The sequence below is a fragment of the Ligilactobacillus saerimneri genome, from assembly GCF_036689625.1.
In the GTDB taxonomy this organism is placed as follows: Bacteria; Bacillota; Bacilli; order Lactobacillales; family Lactobacillaceae; genus Ligilactobacillus; species Ligilactobacillus saerimneri.
Window position 1 is genome coordinate 179732 of record NZ_CP144759.1, and the last position, 20269, is coordinate 200000.

Sequence of the window (20269 nt, forward strand, 5' to 3'; positions counted from 1 at the left end):
ACCGCGTGAAATAATCAAAAAATGTAATAAAATTAAAGGTAGTAGTGGGAATACTTCCGGGGAGGATTTTATATGCGTAAAAGTAAATTACTAATTGTTTTGCTTAGTGGCTTGCTATTAGCAGGTTGTGGTAAGAGCACAGATACTAAGCATGACACACAAACTACGGCTAGCAAGACAGAGAAAAAGGCGTCCACAGAGCAGAAGCAAGCTTCGTCAAGTACAAGGCAGACAAGTTCCAGTGAAGCTACCAGTAGTTCAGCTGCTACCACTGATGAGGATAGCAAGCGTCTGGTTGATTTAGGCCAACAGCTCAAACAAAAGTTGGGAGCAAATGAGAAGTTCCCTACCGCCCACCTAATCAATGGGGTAGAAAATGCTCGTTATAGTGGAGATCAAAACAACTATACGGTTGATTTTTACGGGCATAATCGGGGAGTGGCGCTCAATGATTCACGCCTGAATGATTCCCAGCCTTTCCTGACACTATCCAAAAAGACATATGGGTCCCGGACTGAAGCTACAGCTACGGTCAAGTATTCAGATGGGAAAGCAGAGGTTAAGTTGCCTCATGTTGACTTGGGATACAACATTGTCGGAACAGTTAATTCTGGTGCGGGCCAACGTTACCTCCACTGGAACGAAGGTCGGTGGTCATTAGGGGTTCGGGGATCAGCAGTAGCAGGACAGGATCCGAAGAAAACAGCCCGCAAAGTAGTGGCCTTAACCCAAGCATATGCGTTGCCAGTGCCGGAAACACGGGGAGCTGGAACCTTTGAGGTAGATAACGGTGGTACCATTTCTTGGGTTAAAGGGAATGCCGTCTATACATTAAAGAGTAAAAATTATCAGGCTTTAATAGTAAGTGCCGCTAGTTTGAAATAAGCTTGCAATGCTTAAAAAGCGCTGGGTGAGAATTTCTCGTCCAGCGCTTTTAAATTACTGAAATTGATGATAAGGATAACACAGGAGAGTTACGTTCCAAATAATTCCCAACAAAAGCCCAGCTCCGATTGTGTCGGAAGGAAAATGCACATGAAGATAGATCCTGGTTAACGCAATAACCACAATCCACAAGTAGCCAAGGCAGACTAAGAGGTCGTGAACGGCCCGGTTGTGGATTTGACTGACAATGAGCGCCAACAGAAGCATAACCAGTAACCCGGTACTCAGGGTATGACCACTAGGATAACTGAATCCTCCCTGGGGAACAAGTTTGTCACTAGGTCTTGTTCGGTGGACGATGTGTTTGACGACACTATTGATGAGGTTACCACTAATTAGGAAGACTGCCCCCCAGAGGAAGGTTGCCCGGTTGTGAAGGAGTAATAAAGTGATGCAAACGATCAGTCCCAAGATGACCCCCATGGTTGGACTACCCAGGTTAGTGAGAAAAACGACAACTTTGGTAACTTGCGGATTGGTAAAAGGAATAAGCCATCCTTGGATAGTACGGTCAAGAGCAGTAATAACGGGGCTATGCCGGGCCACTAAAAAAGTTAACCACCCAAAAAGAATAGTGTAGATTACTAGCCAAACCAGGTGGTAGCGTCGTTTGTTGCGATAGTCAAACATGAATAGTTCACCTCAATGTATTTCTGTTGTTCAGTGTAGCATAGGTTTCTAGAAAAAAGTTGCAAAAATAATGCAAAACCATTATAGTTAATTACATAAGTAACTAACCGAGGAGAGATAGGCGGTGAGAACGCGATGATGAATTTCAATTTCAACAGTATCGAACCGATTTACTTGCAAGTATCTGAGCAGATCGAAGATGCGATTTTTACCGGGACCTTTGCGGAGGGGGAACGAGTCCCCTCAACAACCGAAATCTCTAAACAATACCATATTAACCCGGCTACGGTCCTCAAGGGGATGAACTTATTGGTAGCTGCTGACCTGCTAGAAAAGCGACGGGGGCTAGGGATGTTTGTTAAGAGTGGGGCACAAGAAAGAGTTACCCAACGACGCCAAGATATGTTTTATAAAAACTATATCGTCAGCTTGGTTCAAGAAGCACAAAAACTGGGGTTAACAGAAGAACAATTATGGCAATTGATTCAAAGGGGATGGAACAAGGATGAACGGACTAAAGATTAGCCATTTAAGCGTTAAGTTTAAGAAAAAAGAGGTCTTGCAGGATATTTCGGTGACCTTTCAACCGCAGACAATCTATGGATTGCTAGGTCGGAACGGGATTGGTAAAACGACCCTCCTATCCTTGATTGCTAACCGGATTTTTGCTCAAGATGGAGAGATTACCTTAGATGGGCACAGTGTGGTAGACAATGACCTTGCTTTGCAACGAATTTATGTAATGGGAGAACGTAATTTATATCCTAAAAATCTTAAATTAGCGACCATCTTAGCAGATACAGCCGCTTTTTATGGTGGGTTGGATCAGGCATATGCTGAACGTTTGGCGCAAAAGTTTGGATTAGATCTTGATCAAAAGTATGGTCAACTTTCAACCGGGTACCGGTCTATTTTTAAAGATATCATCGCCTTGACAGTAACAGCTGACTATATCTTACTCGACGAACCAGTCTTGGGGCTGGATGCTAACCACCGGGATATGTTTTATCAAGAACTGATCGATACATATGCTAAAAAACCGCGGACATTCATTATGTCAACGCACCTGATCGAAGAGGTGGCTAATATCATTACGCATGCAGTGATTCTTTCAGCAGGAAAGGTCATCTTGGATGAAGAAGTTGATGAAATGATGACCAAATCCTACTTGGTAACGGGACCAGAAAAAGAGGTAACAGCATATGTGGAAGGACTAAATGTGATCGGCAAGGAACAACTAGGACGCATGACCGGTTACTATGTGTACGATGACTTGCCAGAAATGCGGATCTTGCCGGATACAGTTTATCTGGAAAAAATGCCTCTTGAAAAACTGTTTATTTACTTGACCCAACAAACCACAGAAAGAAAGGAGGGTTAAGCAATGCTAGATGTACGAACTAGAAAAGTTGCTCAGATTCTGACCAAGCGGTACCTACGCAATTATGTCATCATGCTGGTAACGCTACTAGGTTTATCATTAGTAGCCAACATCTTTAAGACGAATGGTACATTCTATGAAACTTATGCTTTTCTCCCAATCGGAGGAATGACGGTAATAATGGGTTTCTTTGTTCTTTATACATACCCAGACTTTAAGTATTTGATCCAAAATGGAGTTTCCCGAAGGACATACTGGAAAGGTAAAGTTTGGGCAATTGTGATTGCTGGGGCCTTAACCCGTTTGCTGAGCTACCTGTTATATTTTGCTACACAGGTTCCTTTCCAAGCTCTTTCTAACCGGATTACTTATCTGCACCAACTTAAAACAGATATTAGCGATTCAATTTTCTTTGAACTGTTCGGGCATGCTTCAAGTTTGAGCGGAACTCATCTTGGTTGGACCATCGCCGGAATGATTATTTATGGGGTAGTCCTTACTCTGGAGGCCTGGTTGTGGGCAATGGCAGTTGGCGCTTTGTTTAGTCTCCTCACGCGTAAAGCTCAAGTTGTAGTAGGGATCGCCCTTGTGGTCGGAGGAAACTACCTGATGTTTGTCATCTTGACCTGGATGGTTAGACACCAAGAACACATGATGATTAATCTGTTAAGGTATCTTGATCAAAGTGTCCTTACTTCCTTACCATATTCATTATTACTGGATGGAGTGACAGCAGTTATAGCCTTATTGGTCAGTTACTGGACATTCCATCATCTATACTTACGTAACGATTAATATTGTCGAGGCGGGGAAATTCCCGCCTCTTTTTTATACTTGCATCAAAACAGTGTGCGGTATAATAAAAGAATCTACTAAGTACGTTGAAACACGAACCCAGAACGTAAATGCAGGTGTCTGTTGCGGGAGCGCCAAGCAGAAATATACTATTCATCAAAGGAATGATTGCAATGGCAGAACTAGATTTACCTTTACGCCGTCATCAGGCGTCAGCTCAGCCCCCAGTAAAGAGAAGTAGTTGGTATGGTGTGGGAACGTTTATTGCTGGGATTTTATTGTTGATCGGCATCTTGTTGAAGACCACAATTGCTAGTTCACAATTTTTTGCTCGGACGATTATGTCGGACCAGGCAGTATTAGAAATACAACAGGGATTAAATCGTAGCTTTACTAATCGAGCTATCTTTTATTCTCTTTCTCCGGATCTGACACGTGATTTGCTAACCACTGCGCAGATTCGGACGGATTTAAAGCAGGGAATTACTAATTTGTATGCCGGTAAGAAGGACTTTGTTCCAATTGAACAAATTACCGATCAGATAACGAAAAATTTTGACCAACGGCTAGCTAGTGCAGGTAATCAGCAAAGTGAAGAAATAGACGCAGCTTTCAAGCGGGCATTGGTTAGCGATCTGCAACAGTTAGCTGACAACCGAATGAAAGGCCTAGGTTTTGATAAGTTGGTTCCGTATTTGCAAACGATTCAGCAGGCCACTATGGTGCTTCTGATTAGTGGAAGCGTGGGGCTGTTCATCATGGGTATTATTACCTTGTGGCGGACAAGGTCACTGTTATGGCTGGCTTACTATTGGGGTTGGGCTGGTTTGGTCAGTGGTGGTCTCAGTTGGGGGAGTTATAGTTTGCTCCATGACCACCTCATGGCTTTAAATTTAACTCCAAATACAGGAGTAGCAGCTACTATCGTGGCCGATTTGGTGCCTAATTTCCTGGACCAGTGGCAAATACTGAATTACCTGTGGCTAGGAATAAGTATGGTATTACTACTAGTAGGGCTGATACATTTAGTCCGCAATAAACGGAGGAAGAAATGAAATTTACATGGCACAAAACGGATACCCAACCGGAAACAGTAAAAAAGTTCTTGCAGGGGTATGGCATTAGCCACCGGATTACTAGTCGGCTAAACAAGGGCGAAGGGCGCGTTATTGTTGCAGGTAAAAAGCGCCGGTTGGCGTACGAATTAACTCGACCAGTGGCAGTGACACTGATCCTGCCGCCCGAAAAAGCCGATCCTAAGATTCCAGCTAATAATAAGCCTCTAGTAATCAAATATGAGGATAGTAACTGGCTAGTGATTGATAAACCAGCGGGGTTAACGAGCGTTCCCGGGCCTAGTAACCGCACAGATACCGTAGTTAACCGCGTCAAAGGTTATTTGCAAGCCCAAGGTGCTAAGGATTTGGTCCCGCATGTGATTACCCGGTTAGATCGTTTTACCAGTGGGTTAGTCCTTATTGCCAAACACCGCCTGGCTCAGGGATTGATCAATAAGCAGGTCGAAAATCATCAGATTGTGAAAAAATATACGGCAGTAGTGGCAGGGCATATGTCTACGATACATGGACAAATCGATGTACCTTTAGGGCGGATTGCAGATACTTTTCGCTATGGGGTAGACGCTACGGGGAAGCCAGCGTTGACCGAATACTGGGTCAAAAAAGAATATGCACGAGCAACGGTAGTTGAAGCACTACTGCATACGGGACGGACTCATCAGATCCGTGCGCACTTTACTAGTCAAGGACACCCATTGATTGGAGATGAGTTGTATGGTGGGCGGATGGACACGCCCTTGCAAAGGCAGGCGTTACATGCGCATTATTTGCGGTTTGTTGATCCATTTACGGAGGAGCAACATGTACTAACCAGTGATTTGCCAATGGATATCCAAAAAGTTTTGTGGTACCTTAAAGAGGAAAGATGAAACCCTAAATTGTGGAGGTGGAGTGTGTGACCCCGAAGAAAGAAGATTATCTCAAAATTATATTTGAGTTAGGTGGTAAACAAAAGAAAGTAGCCAACAAGCAACTAGCCATGGCCCTCGGTGTAGCTGCGGGTTCAGTGACTGAAATGGTCGGTAAACTGGTTAAAGAGGGGTTAGTTGCCCATACACCGTACGCGGGGATCTCACTGACGGCTAAGGGACGGACGATTGCTGAACGGTTGGTACGCCGCCACCGCTTATGGGAAGTTTTTTTAACTGATAAGTTGGGTTATGACCTTTCTGATGTTCATGGTGATGCAGAAGTCTTGGAACATGTTACGAGTGAAAACTTGATGGATCACTTGGAGAAGTTCCTAGATTATCCTGATCAGTGCCCACATGGGGGAGTGATCCCACCTAAGGATGGTGGTGATTATCAAGAAGGCAGTCATACGGTACTAGCAGATATTGCTGATGGGACCACGGTAACAGTAGAACGTTTTATTGATAATCGTGACTTGTTGAAGTACATGGGCGATATTGATTTAAAGTTAGGTGAGCAAATTTTGGTGGTTGACCATGCACCGTTTGAAGGACCAATCACCTTAAAAGTGGTTGCAACTGGCGAAACAACGACAGTTGGTTTTAAAGCAGCTCATTATGTGTTTGTAAAATGATTTGCTATTATTAACAATAGCTGTGTGATACAATTAAAAGTGGATTTTTGTAAAGGTTATCGTGGTTAAGATGTTTTGTATTTAAACTTCTTCGATTATGGTTTTACCCAGCAGAAATTACAGTATGCGTGCTACAGCACAAGGAGGAGTTTCAATATGGAACAAGGAACAGTTAAATGGTTTAACGCAGACAAGGGTTACGGGTTTATCACTCGTGAAGACGGTAATGATGTCTTCGTTCATTTCTCAGCAATTCAAGGCGAAGGTTTCAAGACCTTAGAAGAACAACAACACGTTAGCTTTGATGTTGAAGAAGGTCAACGTGGGTTACAAGCAGTCAACGTTGTTAAGGACTAAACTGCGAGCTTTTTAACGATTGCCAAGGAGGCTGGGAAAACATAGTTTTCTCAGCCTCTATTTTATACGCTAATGTTACATAAATAACATGGGGAATAATTGTAAGGTTGTAAGTTAAGTACGAACGACTTGCTGAGAAGGTTATTTCTCGCACATTTTTGGTCTTTTATTATCGGAGGGAGGAGAAAGAGTGCAAACCAGTGTGGCACCGCAAAGAGAACTGAAATTATTTTGGTTAGCAGTAGGGAACCTCATTGCTTCTACCGGCTCAAGTTTTATGTGGCCGATGACGACCATTTACATGCATAACTATCTACATGAGAGTTTGACAGTTGCTGGGATCGTTTTGTTTTTAGATTCACTGCTAATGATTGGGGGAAGTTACCTTGGAGGATACATCTACGATCATCTCAATCCCCGCCGGTGGTTATTAATATCGATCGGCCTCTCGCTGCTAGCAGTCACGATTCTGATTTTTTACAATGGGTGGCCGGCTTACCCGATTTTCTTATTACTAGATGCTTTTGGGATTGGAATTACTAATACTATTTTGAATTCGATGGCAACCAGTATTACCCGGTATACATCCCGATACGTATTCAATATTACCTACCTTATGATGAATCTAGGGGTAGTGCTGGGAACTTTGTGCGTTGGTTTTATTATTGATATTTCAATCACATTAATTTTTGTAATTAACGCTATTATGATTTTTGTTTTTTTGATAATCGCATTCTATTGCTACTTTCCAGTTACTAATCATGCTAAGAAGCGACGCAATAAGGATCCTAAGACCACCACTACCAGTTCGGCAGCTGTGCGGGTGATTATGGGAATTTTGCTGGTGGCATTCTGTATTCAATTAGGCTATTCCCAGTGGTCCAGTAACCTATCGGTATACATGGGCACCAAGGGAATCAATATGGCTAAGTACAGTCTGTTGTGGACACTGAACGGCGTGATTATCGTTCTCAGTCAGCCAGTGATTAGTTGGGTAGATGAACGTTTCAACGTCAATACCCTCTACAAGCTGTTTGGTGGAACTGCAATGTTCATTGTTGCCTTTTTCTCATTGACCTTTGCCCGCGAGTACAGTGGCTTTGTCCTTTCGATGATTTTAGTTACGGTCGCTGAGGTATATACTTTCCCGACAATTTCGGCAGTAGTCGACGAACTCAGTGGCTTGAATGAAAAAGGTAAGTACCAGGCCAATGTCAATGTTGCTTTCTCGGCGGGACGAGCAGTCGGTCCGCTATTTGGCGGGGTGATCATTGACCTTTTGACATATAATACTTTATTTATCAGTATGGCTCTTTTAATCTTAATTAGTGGTATATTACTGGTATCATTAGTACGCACAAATTTGAGGAAGAAAGATCATGCTTAATAAGAATGAAATGATTGTTGATACGGTATTGTTGGCTGGAAAAATAATGATCGAAAGCGGATCAGATATGACCCGAGTGCACGATACAATGGAGCGGATTGCCCGGAGTGCGGGGGTGGTGGATCCGCGGATCTTTGAAACTACTACGGGAATTGTGATGTCAATTCCAACTAAAAAAACGGCTGAAGTCCAACCAGTCTTATCGCGTTCTATTGATCTAGAGAAGGTTGCCCGGGTCAATGCCATTTCCCGTGCCTTTGCGAACAAAGAACTAAGTCTCAAGGAAACGCATGAAAACTTGCAGGCATTAACATTAGCAGTACCGGTTTTTTCCTTTCGAAGTCAACTACTAGCGGCCATTGTTGTGGGGTGTACTTTGTCGATTATGTATGGTGGCTACTGGGGGAATCTGGGAGCCACAGCACTAGCTAGTGGGTTGGGATTTACCATTTATAGCAAGATTAACCGGCACTTTCGTTTTCGTTTTGGGAGCGAATTTATTGCGGCATTTACAATTGCCGTGACAGCCTTATTGTGTGTGCGTTCGGGGTTCGGCAAGAGTTTAGATATGATTATCATTGCGGGGTTGATGCCCTTAGTTCCTGGTGTACCGATTACGAATGCAGTTCGCGATCTTTTGGCGGGACATATTTTAAGTGGAATTGCCCGGGGAATTGAGGCTCTATTAGTAGCAGCTGCTCTAGGAACAGGTGTTGCAGTAATTTTTCGGTATTTATAAGAGGGATGGACATGACAACAATTATAAGTATTGCTCTTAGTTACTTAGCCACAGTAGCTTTTGGGATCTTGATTAATATTCCACGTAAGGCACTACATTCTTGTGGCTTAGTGGGTGCGTTTGGCTGGGCGATTTACCTAGCAATCAAGGCAATAACGTTTGGAGTGATGTTGGCCAATGTCTGCTCTGCTTTTGCTATTGGAATTGGAGCGATGATGGCTGCCCAAAGGCACCGGATGCCAATGATTTTGTTCAATATTCCTAGTCTGGTACCATTAGTGCCCGGAGGTCAGGCCTACCGAGCGGTACAAAACTTTGCTTTGGGGAATAATGATTTGGCAATCGAGTACCTAATTCAGGTAACGATGATTGCGGCTGCGATTGCGATGGGCTTTTTAGTGGCAGAAATTATTGCGCAAGCTTATTTCAAATTTTGGACTAAACAAAAAAGATAAAGCAAACGGGGGACCATTAACCAACTTAATGTGATTAATGGTCCCCCATTTATTTAGTTATTGATTGTTGGGTAAGGGTTGATAGGGCGAGATATTACTATCATAACCGGTAGTGCGGACTTCAAGGTTGAGATTTTTACGAATAAGGTTAGTGATCTTTTGTTTTTCTTCTTGTGAAGCCACTTCAAAGTCAACCCCGTTGATTTCCTTGCCGACACCTTGCAGGTGGGTAGAATCAATTTTGGTAGTAGTTTGACGGTATTTCAGGGCTAACATTGTCAGGTCGTCAAAGGTGAGATCTGTTCGTGCTTGCTTAGTAACGGATTTGAGAAATTCATCGGTTGCCATGGCTTTAATATTGATCGCCTTTTTCAAGACAGCCATCATCACTTGGCGTTGCCGGGTTTGCCGTCCGTAGTCGCCCAGTGGATCATCATGCCGCATTCGGCAGTATTGGAGCGCCATGTCCCCGTTCATATGGGTCAGCTTATCCTTAGTAAAATTATAGTAGTATTTGAAGGTCAAAAGTGGTTTGATATCAATTCCACCAACTGCATTTACCATATTAGATAAGCCCCCCATGTTGACCAGCATATAGTAATCAATAGGGATGTTGAGGTAGTTCTGAACGGTTTTAATCGCTGCTTTGGGTCCGCCATAGGTATAGGCAGAATTGAGCTTGGCGACACCTTCTTCCTCGTGGTCGCTAACTGTTACAGCAGCATCACGTGGAAGACTGATTAAGGTCATGTTTTTACGTTCCGGATTAAGGACCATCACAATAAGCGTATCCGTTCGTCCGGTGTATGTCCGTCCGTAAGCCCCAGTGTCGGTCCCCATAAGTAGGATGGATATTGGCTGCCCTTGCTGCAATAAAGTATGGGTCTTACGTTGTTTAGTGACTTGGACCGGAGCATAAATTTTTTGTGAAGTCGTCTTGGCTTGGGTATACAGGTGCGATGCCCGAATAAGTCCCCAAGAAATGATAACTACGACGACCAGGAGGATCCCGAAAAAAATCTTACGAGCTAGGAGGACTCCCGGGCTGAGCTGGTGGTGCCCGGATGCTTCACGGGATGAATCAGTATCTGGTTGTTGGTTGTCATAGTCATGGCGTCCCATAGTGACAATCTCCTTTAAAATAATAGATTAAATAATTAATTATGTCCGATAATAAATGATACCACTAAAATTAAGAGAACAGTGGTAGTAATTACCACGTAAAGCATATCTTTTTCGACAAAGAATGCATAAATTGAAACAATGACCCGCAGAACTGGCGTTAAAATAAGTAAGAAAGTTCCAGCCATCATATAGGCAAAAGGCCGTCCCAAGAAAAGACCGTGCCAGATCGCAGTAAGGGTTGTTGGGTAGCTGTTGGCATAGTAACCACCATTCCCGGTAATAAGTAACATAATCAGGCCGATTAACATGACCGCGGCGGCGATGATCACACCAATCCGCATGATTTTGCCGATGATAAGCTCGATATCAGCCATTTCTTGAGCAACGTTATGTTGTTGCTTGTTGTCATTCTTATTCATTAAATAGTCACCCCAAACGCTTTAAAGATCATTTGTAAACCTAGGTATAACAAGATTGGAATAAAGATCATCCGAATTACCCGTGATGGGAGGTGTTGCATAACCCGACTACCAATGGCAGCTCCAACGAGGATTCCCAAGGAAAGTGGCACAGCAATGAAGGGTTTGATTGAACCATTGAAAAAATAAACGGTGGCACTAGCAGCAGCGGTTACCCCCATCATGAGGTTACTGGTGGCACTCGATGGCTTAAGTGGCATATGCATGGCGTTATCCATTGCCATTACTTTAAAAGCCCCAGAACCAATGCCTAACATCCCAGAAGCCAGGCCAGCTCCAAACATGATTGATAAACCAGCTGGGATATTCTTGACTTGGTAATCAACTTGCTTATGCAGGTTCTTATCGTAATAAGAGCTATTTAGTTTGAAAAACTCGGCCCATTTATCGGGTTGTGATTCGTGGAGGACTTCCTTGCCGGCACGGAGTTTGCGGACCATGTTCCAACTAGAAAAGACTAAAAGACTTCCAAAGAGAAAATACAGGACAGCCGGACTCATCGCTCCGGTCAAGAGCGCCCCAATGATGGCCCCAATAGTGGTCGCAATCTCAAGAAACATCGCTACCCGCAGATTTAAGACATCATCGCGCAGGTAAGCAATGGTTGCCCCGGAACTAGTTGCGATAACAGCAATGATACTAGCGCCAATAGCATATTTAATATCTAACCCCATAGCGAGAGTGACGATAGGAGTGATAATCATCCCTCCGCCGATTCCCAGGATAGCTCCCAGAGTACCAGCAAAAACACCCACGAGGAACATAAGTAAAGCGGTATGTAGCACAGTAAATCTCCCCTTATAAATGTAATTTACTATATTATGTTATTAACTATTTCATAGTAATACTTTTATTGCAAATAAAAGTATAAAATCAATTCCTTTTAAAATAAGTTTAAGGTATCAACCATGGTATAATTATTAGATGAGTATCATGTATCATAAAAAATACAAAAAGGATAAGAAGTGGTGGAATGCTAGTTAGAGAAAGATATCGGCGTCGACCATTGGGGATCGTTGCGTTAGTGCTATTTGTAGCTTTGTATGTGGCCGAGTTGGTCAATCCAGCATGGTTACCGCACCTCAATGAACGGCTGACGCTGCTGGCTATTGGGCAAGTTACCCAAACCAAAACAACTTTTTTGAATGTGATTAATATCTTATCCAACTCAACGATGGCCTTGATTTATACGGCTATTTTAATGGTGGTTTTGTGGGCGATGCGGTGGAAGATTCCCGCCCTGTGGGTTGGATTGACTGTTAGTTTAGGTTTGGTATTGGCGTGGGTTCTACGGTGGGGAGCTCGTATGATAACTGGAGATATCCAGTATGGAACCAGCTATTCTTTTCCTGGGCTCCATGTTTTAGGAATGGTACTATTGCTGGAAATTGTTTATGCAATTTTTTTGCCTTATTTTCGCGATCGTGCCTTGGCTATCTTAGTAGGGTTTGTACTCTTGGTATGGTTGTTGGCGACCGTTGAGGCATGTATTTACTTTGGTGCCAATAAACCCATGGACGCAGTTGGGGCTTTGCTTTTAGGCTTCTTCTGGGTTGCTTTTGTAAGTATTGTGTACCGTTCAGTTGCCCACCGCTTACAGCGAATTCCCCTATTAAAGGATTCGAATTTTTAATGAGTAGAAATTGTGTTAGTAAAGAAAGGTGATTGAATGTATTGTCAGAAATGTGGCCACCAGCTGGATGATAACCAGCAGCAGTGTGCATTCTGTGGAACAGTGCAGGAGTTGGGACAACCGAATATTGAAACCAAGAAGTGTAAGAAATGCGAGCGAGATATTCCGGTCAATGCTAATTATTGTAGCTATTGTGGAATGGACCAAGCGTTGATTATTTGGAAGGAGCGACCACAAGACGAGCCTGAACCGGAGAAAACAATTGCTGGGTTAGATGATGCATCCAATAGTGAGCTTAACAATTTGGTTGCCAATATGAAAAAAGCGGGGATTGAAGTACGAGTAATTAAACGCGATCCGAAAGATCTCCCGCCACACAAGCGTCCCGGACTTATTAATTCAACCCGGCGGCTTTTACGTGATTCCTTCAAAGTTCAGGGACGGATGGGCTTAGCGGACTACTGGTGGGGTTACTTAGGGATGGTGATCCTTCTCTTAGTAGTTATTGAGTTGCTCATGAGCTTTGTAAAGAATACTACGCTATTAGAACTGTTATTATTAGTGACCACGGTAGTGTATTTTGTGCCGACTTTTACAGCTTCTATTCGCCGGTTTCGGGATGCCGGGGTCCCAGTTGGTTATATGATTTTGCGGTTCATTCCGTTTGTCGGTGAATTGATTATCTGGTTCTTTGCCTTGCGCCCTTCACTAGAGGTTCGGCAACAGATGGAAAAAGAAATCGAACGGCAGTTAGAACAGTTAAAACGACAGTATGATGAACAAAATCATGAGCACAAGGATGAGCAGGATGCGCAAGATGATAAGTCTGATGATGACGATAAACATCATCAAGATCAACCATGATTGCGAATCGGTTTCGAGTTAGTCTTCGCCCGTTTCGAGATGCTGACTTGGATGATGTCATAGACTATGCTTCTCAGCCGGCTGTGGCGCAAGCAGCTAACTTTCCGGTATGCACTACTTTAGGGCAGGGGATGTTTTTCTTACGTCGGCTGCAGATGACCGGACGGGCAGTGGTATTGACGACCAGCCAAAAAGTAATTGGAAATGTTTGTTTATATCCGATATTTGACCCAGACCAGGGCATAGATGAACAGAAGGTTGAGTTGGGCTATGCCCTCAATCAAGATTATTGGAAGCAAGGTTTAGGAACCCAGGCGGTAGCATTGGCTATTATCTGGGCACAAGAAGCAGGTTACCGAGTGATTGAGGCCTATGTTTACCAAGATAATATAGCCTCACAACGGGTTTTGGAAAAGAATGGTTTTAAACGCCTGCCAGCACCAGAGATCAGCCTGAATACAGGTCTCCAAATAGGCTATCAATTGAATATATAAATGGGTTAGTGAAAGTAGAATGATGACAAATCTTGATTAAAAAGAGATTAGTGTCGCATTCTGCTTTTTTTAATTGAGAATGTTATTGCAATTTGGAAGTTGTTTGTTATTATGAGAAAGGTTAGAGGTTGCGGGTGCTAAAAGTCACCGTCTGGAGATAGTAAAGCGATCTATGAATGACGGTAAAAGGAGTACTCGCCGAAGTGACACGTAGCTTTATGACATGTCGCTGGGTCTTAGTTTAATAAGCTGAGAACCACTACTTTTTGTTTGACAAAAAGCGAAAGCGCTACCGTACGGGGAGATCTAATTTAGGTTTACCGACAGGTGAGCCCTCATTAAGGATTTTCGTAGGGAATGCTGTAGAGGTGAAGCTTCCCATAAGCCTCTTTCTAACAATGTATTGTCTGTATTTTGTTAAGGAGGGTTTCTTTTATGAAGGAACAAACACAGTCAGACCAGAACCACGTTAAGCGTTCGCTCCAAACGCGTCACCTCTCAATGATTGCATTGGGTGGTAGTATCGGAACTGGTCTTTTCGTTGCCAGCGGGCAAGCTATTTCGCAAGCCGGACCTGGCGGAGCAATCGTTGCATATGTTGGAATTGGTTTAATGGTCTATTTCTTGATGACCAGTTTGGGTGAGATGGCAACCTACCTGCCGGTTACCGGATCATTCGCAACCTATTCTGCCCGCTTTGTTGATCCGGCTTTTGGATTTGCAATGGGATGGAACTACTGGTTTAACTGGGCGATCACTTTAGCGGTGGATGTCTCGACTGCTGCTTTAGTGATGAAGTTCTGGTTCCCACATATTCCGCAATGGACATGGAGTGTGATTGCGTTAGCGGTGATCTTCTTGATTAATGCCTTGTCTGTTCGGTCATTTGGGGAAACAGAGTATTGGCTATCTTTAATCAAGGTGGTTACTGTTATTGTGTTCTTGATCGTAGGTCTTTTGACAATTATTGGTATCATGGGGGGCCATGCTACTTATTTGGACAACTTCTTCTATAAGAAAGCGCCATTTGTCGGGGGCATTCCTTCGATCCTATCTGTCTTCGTTGTGGCCGGCTTTTCTTTCCAGGGGACTGAATTAGTTGGGATTACTGCTGGGGAGTCAGAAAATCCCGCTGAAAGTGTGCCACGGGCTATTAAGCAAGTTTTCTGGCGGATTTTGCTCTTTTATATTTTAGCGATCTTTGTGATTGCATGTATCATTCCGTATACTAGTCCCAACTTGCTTGGTTCCAGTGCATCTGATATTGCTATTAGTCCATTTACCTTGGTCTTTCGGCGCGCTGGGTTGGCATCAGCTGCTTCGGTTATGAATGCCGTCATCTTAACCTCAGTTGTTTCTGCTGCTAACTCCGGGATGTACGCTTCTACACGGATGCTGTTCTCATTGGCAGAAGATGGCAAGGCTCCGGCTATTTTTAAGAAGGTTAACAAGCGGGGAATTCCGTTCCCGGCTTTGATTGGGACTACTGCTGTTGGTTTGTTTACGTTCTTGTCCAGTATTTGGGGTGACCAGATTTATACTTTCTTGGTAGCTGCTTCTGGCTTGACCGGCTTTATCGCATGGGTGGGGATTGCCGTGTCCCACTATCGGTTCAGACGGGCTTTCAAGGTCCAAGGGCACTCTACTGATGAATTGATTTATAGTGCTAAGTGGTTCCCATTTGGTCCCCTCTTGTCTTTTGTCTTGTGTATCTTAGTCATTATTGGACAGGACTTGAAGTCTTTTGCACACTTTGATTGGCAAGCAATTTTGATCTCTTACATGTCTGTGCCGCTGTTCTTGATTTTGTTCTTCTACTACAAGATCAAGCATCACACTCATATGATTCCTTTGGATCAAGTAGATTTGACCCAACCAGAGATTGCTAAGCAAAAGAAAGCATTAGCAGATAAGTTTGCTGCCCAAGAGGCTGAAGAAAAGAAATAAGCGGGTGCTTGAATTTCCAGTCAGAACATATTATGATATGGGTAATTAATAAGCGATCAAACATCTGAGTTCGCCATAAGTAGGTTGTCAGAGAAGCGGCGGTTGGTGTGAGCCGTAACCGAAACTCCAGCGAGCGTTGTATGGGCAGGTAATGCTGCACGGGAAACCGTTATTATGTTAAGTGCAACCAACGATGGTTGAATTTGGGTGGTACCGCGAAAGAGTCCTTTCGTCCCATTGGGGATGAGAGGGCTCTTTTTTGATTGCTAAAGTGTAAGTGGCAAAGGTTTGTATGAGGAGGATTAAGCATGATTGACATTAAAAAAATCCGTAAAGATCCAGATTTTTATAAAGAAAAGTTAGGCACAAGAGGGTTGCCTGCAGCTGAGATTGACGAAGTGATTGCGCTGGACAAAAAGCGGCGGAAACTGTTACAAGAAACAGAAAATCTCAAAGCAGAAAGAAATGAAGCTTCCAAGCAAATTGGGGCAGCTAAGCGGGCAAAGCAACCTGCAGATGAAGCAATTGCTAAGATGCGTGCAGTGGGTCAAAAGATCAAAGAATTGGACGAACAAGTTGAAGCCAATGATGCAATCTTGAATGATAAACTGTCCCGTTTGCCTAACGTACCACATGAAGGTGTGCCAGTAGGCTTGACTGAAGAAGGCGCGGTGGAGATGCGTAAGGTGGGGAACGTTCGTGAGTTTGATTTCGAACCAAAGCATCACTGGGATATTGGCGAAGAATTGGGGATTCTTGACTTTGACCGTGGAGCCAAGGTTTCAGGGGCCCGCTTTGTGTACTATGTAGGCTTAGGTGCCCAATTAGAACGGGCCGTCTATAACTTTATGTTAGACGAACACATGAAGGAAGGTTATACCGAAGTATTGCCACCATACATTGTCAAAGCACAAGCAATGTATGGGACTGGTCAATTCCCTAAGTTTAAAGAAGGGGTTTACCAAGTTAACGGTGAAGACATGACGTTGATCCCAACGGCTGAAGTTCCTTTGACTAACTATTATTCTGGTGAAGTTATTCCTGAAGCTGAATTGCCAGTGTATGTGACTGCCTTGACCCCATGCTTCCGGTCTGAAGCAGGTGCTGCCGGACGGGATACCCGGGGTTTGATTCGGATGCACCAATTTAACAAGGTCGAAATGGTTAAGTATACAAAACCAGAAGATTCATGGGAAGAATTAGAAAAGATGACTGCTAATGCTGAAAACATTTTGCAGAAGTTAGGCTTGCCATACCATGTTATCAAGCTAACTACTGGAGATATGAGCTTTACAGCATCGGAAACCCATGACTTAGAGCTGTGGATGCCAGCCCAAAATAAATATCGGGAAGTTTCAAGCTGTTCTAACTGTTTAGACTTCCAAGCACGGCGGATGCACACGCAATATCGGGATGAGAATGGCAAGCTCCAATATGTTCACACGTTGAACGGTTCAGGTTTAGCAGTTGGACGGACAGTAGCAGCTATTTTAGAAAACTATCAAAATGATGATGGTTCCGTTACTGTACCAGAAGTCTTGGTGCCATACTTCCATGGAATCACTAAGATTACCAAAGAAAACGCAGTGCCATTCCGGAGCAAGGCGCGGAAATAATTAGTTCAAAGGTGATGGGGAATAACCTTTGCAGCAGGTTATTGAACTAAGTTAGGATGATGGTTGGTACAAGATGTAGCGACTTTCGTTCGTCCTTAGATACTAAAACTTGCGGGTATTTTCCGCGTCATCTGTGAGATATTAGAGAATAAATAACGAAGCTGGGGAGAAAATATTGTTTTCTCCCCAGCTTCTCTTTGTATGTAATAAAATTTTGATGATTGAACTTAATGGCGAGGGCAAAGGCGTTTTATAATTGCTTTTATCGAGGAAAATAGTTTAAAGTTGTAGGTATAGTTATGTGATAAAGAGGGGATAGCGATGACTAAGTTTTATTTTTTACGGCACGGAAAAACAGTTTATAATCAGGAAGAAAGATTACAAGGCGGGCAGGTTGATTCGCCATTGTTGCCCGAAGCGTTGCGCAATGCAACTAAAGCAGGGGCATATTTAGCGACCGTTCCCTTTGAAGCTGTGGTCACAAGTAGTCAGAAACGGGCTGTTGACACTGCACGTGCTGCCCTCAGTGCTATTCCACGTCAGTATGAATTGATTACAACTCCGGCCTTACGGGAGATCGACTTTGGTGATTGGGATGGTGACAAGATTCGCGATCATATTGCAGATCCTGCTATGATAAGGTTCTATAAGGACCCAGCTAATTATACAGGAGCGGAATTTGGGGGCGAAAGCTTCACAGATGTCATGCAGCGGGGAAAGGACTATTTGAAAGAAGTTTTTGCTGCGCATCCACAAGGTAGTATCTTAGTTGTTGCACACTCAGTTACGATTAGTGTAGTGATTGGTGCATTGCTGGGGGATGACTTTACCACAATTAAGAAACGGGGCTTGGTGGATAACACGAGCGTATCGGTTGTTGCCACTGATGATTTTGAACATTTTTCATTAGAAGAATGGAATAAAACAGATTTTCTGTAAAAAGTGGTTGACGAAAGATTGTGGCATTGGTATATTAGTAATCGTTGTTGCTACGGCAATGGCAAGTTAATTTAAAAGTGTTGCTTTTTCCTTTTTGGTTTGGTAACATATGTGAGTTGTCTTTTTTAAAATTTTTTCAACAAAGAGTTGACAAATCAATAAAAAATGATATACTTATCTAAGTGTTAACAAAAACACTTTAAAGTAGATCTTTGAAAACTGAATAAAGTTTCGACAAATCAAATGTGTAGGGCTTCTTGCTAGACGCAAGAGCAAAACATTTGCGAATGTCAATTCGCTAGTAATTTTTACGAGTCTAATCGACTTAAGATTTTAAATCGAGAGTTTGATCCTGGCTCAGGATGAACGCTGGCGGCGTGCCTAATACATGCAAGTCGAGCGCATCGGCCCAACTGATTGAAGATGCTTGCATCCGATTGACGATGGTTTACCGATGAGCGGCGGACGGGTGAGTAACACGTAGGTAACCTGCCCAGAAGCGGGGGATAACACCTGGAAACAGATGCTAATACCGCATAGGTCATTTGACCGCATGGTCAAATGATTAAAGATGGCTCTGCTATCACTTCTGGATGGACCTGCGGCGTATTAGCTAGTTGGTAAGGTAACGGCTTACCAAGGCAATGATACGTAGCCGAGTTGAGAGACTGATCGGCCACATTGGGACTGAGACACGGCCCAGACTCCTACGGGAGGCAGCAGTAGGGAATCTTCCACAATGGACGCAAGTCTGATGGAGCAACGCCGCGTGAGCGAAGAAGGTCTTCGGATCGTAAAACTCTGTTGTTAGAGAAGAACACGGGTGAGAGTAACTGTTCACCTGTTGACGGTATCTAACCAGCAAGTCACGGCTAACTACGTGCCAGCAGCCGCGGTAATACGTAGGTGGCAAGCGTTATCCGGATTTATTGGGCGTAAAGGGAACGCAGGCGGTTCTTTAAGTCTGATGTGAAAGCCTTCGGCTTAACCGAAGATGTGCATTGGAAACTGGGGAACTTGAGTGCAGAAGAGGAGAGTGGAACTCCATGTGTAGCGGTGAAATGCGTAGATATATGGAAGAACACCAGTGGCGAAAGCGGCTCTCTGGTCTGTAACTGACGCTGAGGTTCGAAAGCGTGGGTAGCGAACAGGATTAGATACCCTGGTAGTCCACGCCGTAAACGATGAATGCTAGGTGTTGGAGGGTTTCCGCCCTTCAGTGCCGCAGCTAACGCACTAAGCATTCCGCCTGGGGAGTACGACCGCAAGGTTGAAACTCAAAGGAATTGACGGGGGCCCGCACAAGCGGTGGAGCATGTGGTTTAATTCGAAGCTACGCGAAGAACCTTACCAGGTCTTGACATCTTTTGACCACCTAAGAGATTAGGTTTTCCCTTCGGGGACAAAATGACAGGTGGTGCATGGTTGTCGTCAGCTCGTGTCGTGAGATGTTGGGTTAAGTCCCGCAACGAGCGCAACCCTTGTTGTCAGTTGCCAGCATTCAGTTGGGCACTCTGGCGAGACTGCCGGTGACAAACCGGAGGAAGGTGGGGATGACGTCAAATCATCATGCCCCTTATGACCTGGGCTACACACGTGCTACAATGGGCAGTACAACGAGTCGCGAAACCGCGAGGTTTAGCAAATCTCTTAAAGCTGCTCTCAGTTCGGACTGCAGGCTGCAACTCGCCTGCACGAAGTCGGAATCGCTAGTAATCGCGAATCAGCATGTCGCGGTGAATACGTTCCCGGGCCTTGTACACACCGCCCGTCACACCATGAGAGTTTGTAACACCCAAAGCCGGTGGGGTAACCTTTTGGAGCCAGCCGTCTAAGGTGGGACAGATGATTGGGGTGA

21 protein-coding genes, 1 rRNA gene and 1 riboswitch (1 of these 23 only partly in view) are annotated in these 20269 nt (G+C 43.9%); of the genes, 18 read left to right on the forward strand and 4 right to left on the reverse strand.

Features of this window, described 5'->3' with window-relative positions; genetic code table 11:
• Positions 1–72 precede the first annotated feature (72 nt).
• The gene (locus tag V3C97_RS00815) at positions 73–885 is read left to right on the forward strand and encodes a hypothetical protein (RefSeq protein WP_338434277.1); all 813 of its coding nucleotides are present in this window, start codon (positions 73–75) and stop codon (positions 883–885) included.
• Positions 886–939: 54 nt separating this feature from the next.
• Here V3C97_RS00815 and V3C97_RS00820 read toward each other — a convergent pair whose 3' ends face one another.
• Complete coding sequence (locus V3C97_RS00820; protein ID WP_268889234.1) at positions 940–1575, reverse strand: phosphatase PAP2 family protein; 636 nt, start codon at positions 1573–1575, stop codon at positions 940–942.
• A 138-nt stretch (positions 1576–1713) separates the two neighbouring features.
• Between V3C97_RS00820 and V3C97_RS00825 the strand changes: the two genes are divergently transcribed.
• The 10 genes from V3C97_RS00825 to V3C97_RS00870 all read left to right on the forward strand — a co-directional run bounded on the left by V3C97_RS00825 (position 1714) and on the right by V3C97_RS00870 (position 9314).
• Complete coding sequence (locus V3C97_RS00825; RefSeq protein ID WP_027826906.1) at positions 1714–2100, forward strand: GntR family transcriptional regulator; 387 nt, start codon at positions 1714–1716, stop codon at positions 2098–2100.
• On the forward strand, positions 2081–2956 hold the full coding sequence (locus V3C97_RS00830) for an ABC transporter ATP-binding protein (RefSeq protein WP_180849162.1): 876 nt from the start codon (positions 2081–2083) through the stop codon (positions 2954–2956). Before V3C97_RS00825 ends, V3C97_RS00830 begins: the two co-directional genes overlap by 20 nt.
• A gap of 3 nt (positions 2957–2959) precedes the next feature.
• Positions 2960–3751, forward strand: a complete 792-nt coding sequence (locus tag V3C97_RS00835) for a hypothetical protein (protein WP_283147078.1) — start codon at positions 2960–2962, stop codon at positions 3749–3751.
• Positions 3752–3924: 173 nt separating this feature from the next.
• Positions 3925–4806 (forward strand): hypothetical protein, encoded by an 882-nt coding sequence (locus V3C97_RS00840; protein ID WP_338434278.1) that lies wholly within the window; start codon positions 3925–3927, stop codon positions 4804–4806.
• A complete protein-coding gene (locus V3C97_RS00845; RefSeq protein WP_338434279.1) occupies positions 4803–5699 on the forward strand; it encodes an RluA family pseudouridine synthase in 897 nt (298 codons plus the stop codon). Before V3C97_RS00840 ends, V3C97_RS00845 begins: the two co-directional genes overlap by 4 nt.
• Before the next feature lie 26 nt (positions 5700–5725).
• Entirely contained in the window at positions 5726–6376 is a 651-nt protein-coding gene (locus V3C97_RS00850; RefSeq protein ID WP_338434280.1) for a metal-dependent transcriptional regulator, read from the forward strand.
• A gap of 156 nt (positions 6377–6532) precedes the next feature.
• Entirely contained in the window at positions 6533–6733 is a 201-nt protein-coding gene (locus V3C97_RS00855) for a cold-shock protein (protein WP_009553877.1), read from the forward strand.
• A 190-nt stretch (positions 6734–6923) separates the two neighbouring features.
• Positions 6924–8120: an MFS transporter gene (locus V3C97_RS00860; RefSeq protein ID WP_338434281.1), complete on the forward strand. Its 1197-nt coding sequence runs from the start codon at positions 6924–6926 to the stop codon at positions 8118–8120.
• On the forward strand, positions 8113–8859 hold the full coding sequence (locus tag V3C97_RS00865) for a threonine/serine exporter family protein (RefSeq protein ID WP_338434282.1): 747 nt from the start codon (positions 8113–8115) through the stop codon (positions 8857–8859). Before V3C97_RS00860 ends, V3C97_RS00865 begins: the two co-directional genes overlap by 8 nt.
• Before the next feature lie 11 nt (positions 8860–8870).
• Complete coding sequence (locus V3C97_RS00870; RefSeq protein WP_009553874.1) at positions 8871–9314, forward strand: threonine/serine exporter family protein; 444 nt, start codon at positions 8871–8873, stop codon at positions 9312–9314.
• 57 nt (positions 9315–9371) lie between these two features.
• Here the strand turns inward: V3C97_RS00870 and V3C97_RS00875 are convergent, their stop codons facing one another.
• From V3C97_RS00875 to V3C97_RS00885, 3 genes are read right to left on the reverse strand one after another with little or no spacing between them, the layout of a single operon-like run.
• Positions 9372–10436, reverse strand: a complete 1065-nt coding sequence (locus V3C97_RS00875) for an LCP family protein (protein ID WP_009553873.1) — start codon at positions 10434–10436, stop codon at positions 9372–9374.
• Positions 10437–10471: 35 nt separating this feature from the next.
• Complete coding sequence (locus tag V3C97_RS00880; RefSeq protein WP_009553872.1) at positions 10472–10858, reverse strand: DUF1634 domain-containing protein; 387 nt, start codon at positions 10856–10858, stop codon at positions 10472–10474.
• Positions 10858–11703, reverse strand: a complete 846-nt coding sequence (locus V3C97_RS00885) for a sulfite exporter TauE/SafE family protein (protein WP_009553871.1) — start codon at positions 11701–11703, stop codon at positions 10858–10860. Before V3C97_RS00885 ends, V3C97_RS00880 begins: the two co-directional genes overlap by 1 nt.
• Before the next feature lie 188 nt (positions 11704–11891).
• Between V3C97_RS00885 and V3C97_RS00890 the strand changes: the two genes are divergently transcribed.
• The 7 genes from V3C97_RS00890 to V3C97_RS00920 form a co-directional block, all read left to right on the forward strand.
• Positions 11892–12551, forward strand: a complete 660-nt coding sequence (locus V3C97_RS00890) for a phosphatase (RefSeq protein ID WP_009553870.1) — start codon at positions 11892–11894, stop codon at positions 12549–12551.
• Positions 12552–12587: 36 nt separating this feature from the next.
• Positions 12588–13415: a DUF805 domain-containing protein gene (locus V3C97_RS00895; RefSeq protein ID WP_338434283.1), complete on the forward strand. Its 828-nt coding sequence runs from the start codon at positions 12588–12590 to the stop codon at positions 13413–13415.
• Complete coding sequence (locus tag V3C97_RS00900; protein ID WP_009553868.1) at positions 13412–13909, forward strand: GNAT family N-acetyltransferase; 498 nt, start codon at positions 13412–13414, stop codon at positions 13907–13909. Before V3C97_RS00895 ends, V3C97_RS00900 begins: the two co-directional genes overlap by 4 nt.
• A gap of 114 nt (positions 13910–14023) precedes the next feature.
• Positions 14024–14209, forward strand: a riboswitch (Lysine riboswitch).
• Positions 14210–14344: 135 nt separating this feature from the next.
• Positions 14345–15856: an amino acid permease gene (locus V3C97_RS00905; protein ID WP_009553867.1), complete on the forward strand. Its 1512-nt coding sequence runs from the start codon at positions 14345–14347 to the stop codon at positions 15854–15856.
• Positions 15857–16164: 308 nt separating this feature from the next.
• Positions 16165–17472, forward strand: a complete 1308-nt coding sequence (gene serS, locus V3C97_RS00910; protein WP_338434284.1) for a serine--tRNA ligase — start codon at positions 16165–16167, stop codon at positions 17470–17472.
• A gap of 321 nt (positions 17473–17793) precedes the next feature.
• A complete protein-coding gene (locus V3C97_RS00915; protein WP_009553865.1) occupies positions 17794–18411 on the forward strand; it encodes a histidine phosphatase family protein in 618 nt (205 codons plus the stop codon).
• Positions 18412–18745: 334 nt separating this feature from the next.
• Positions 18746–20269: ribosomal RNA gene (locus V3C97_RS00920) — 16S ribosomal RNA — on the forward strand; it runs 50 nt beyond the window's last position.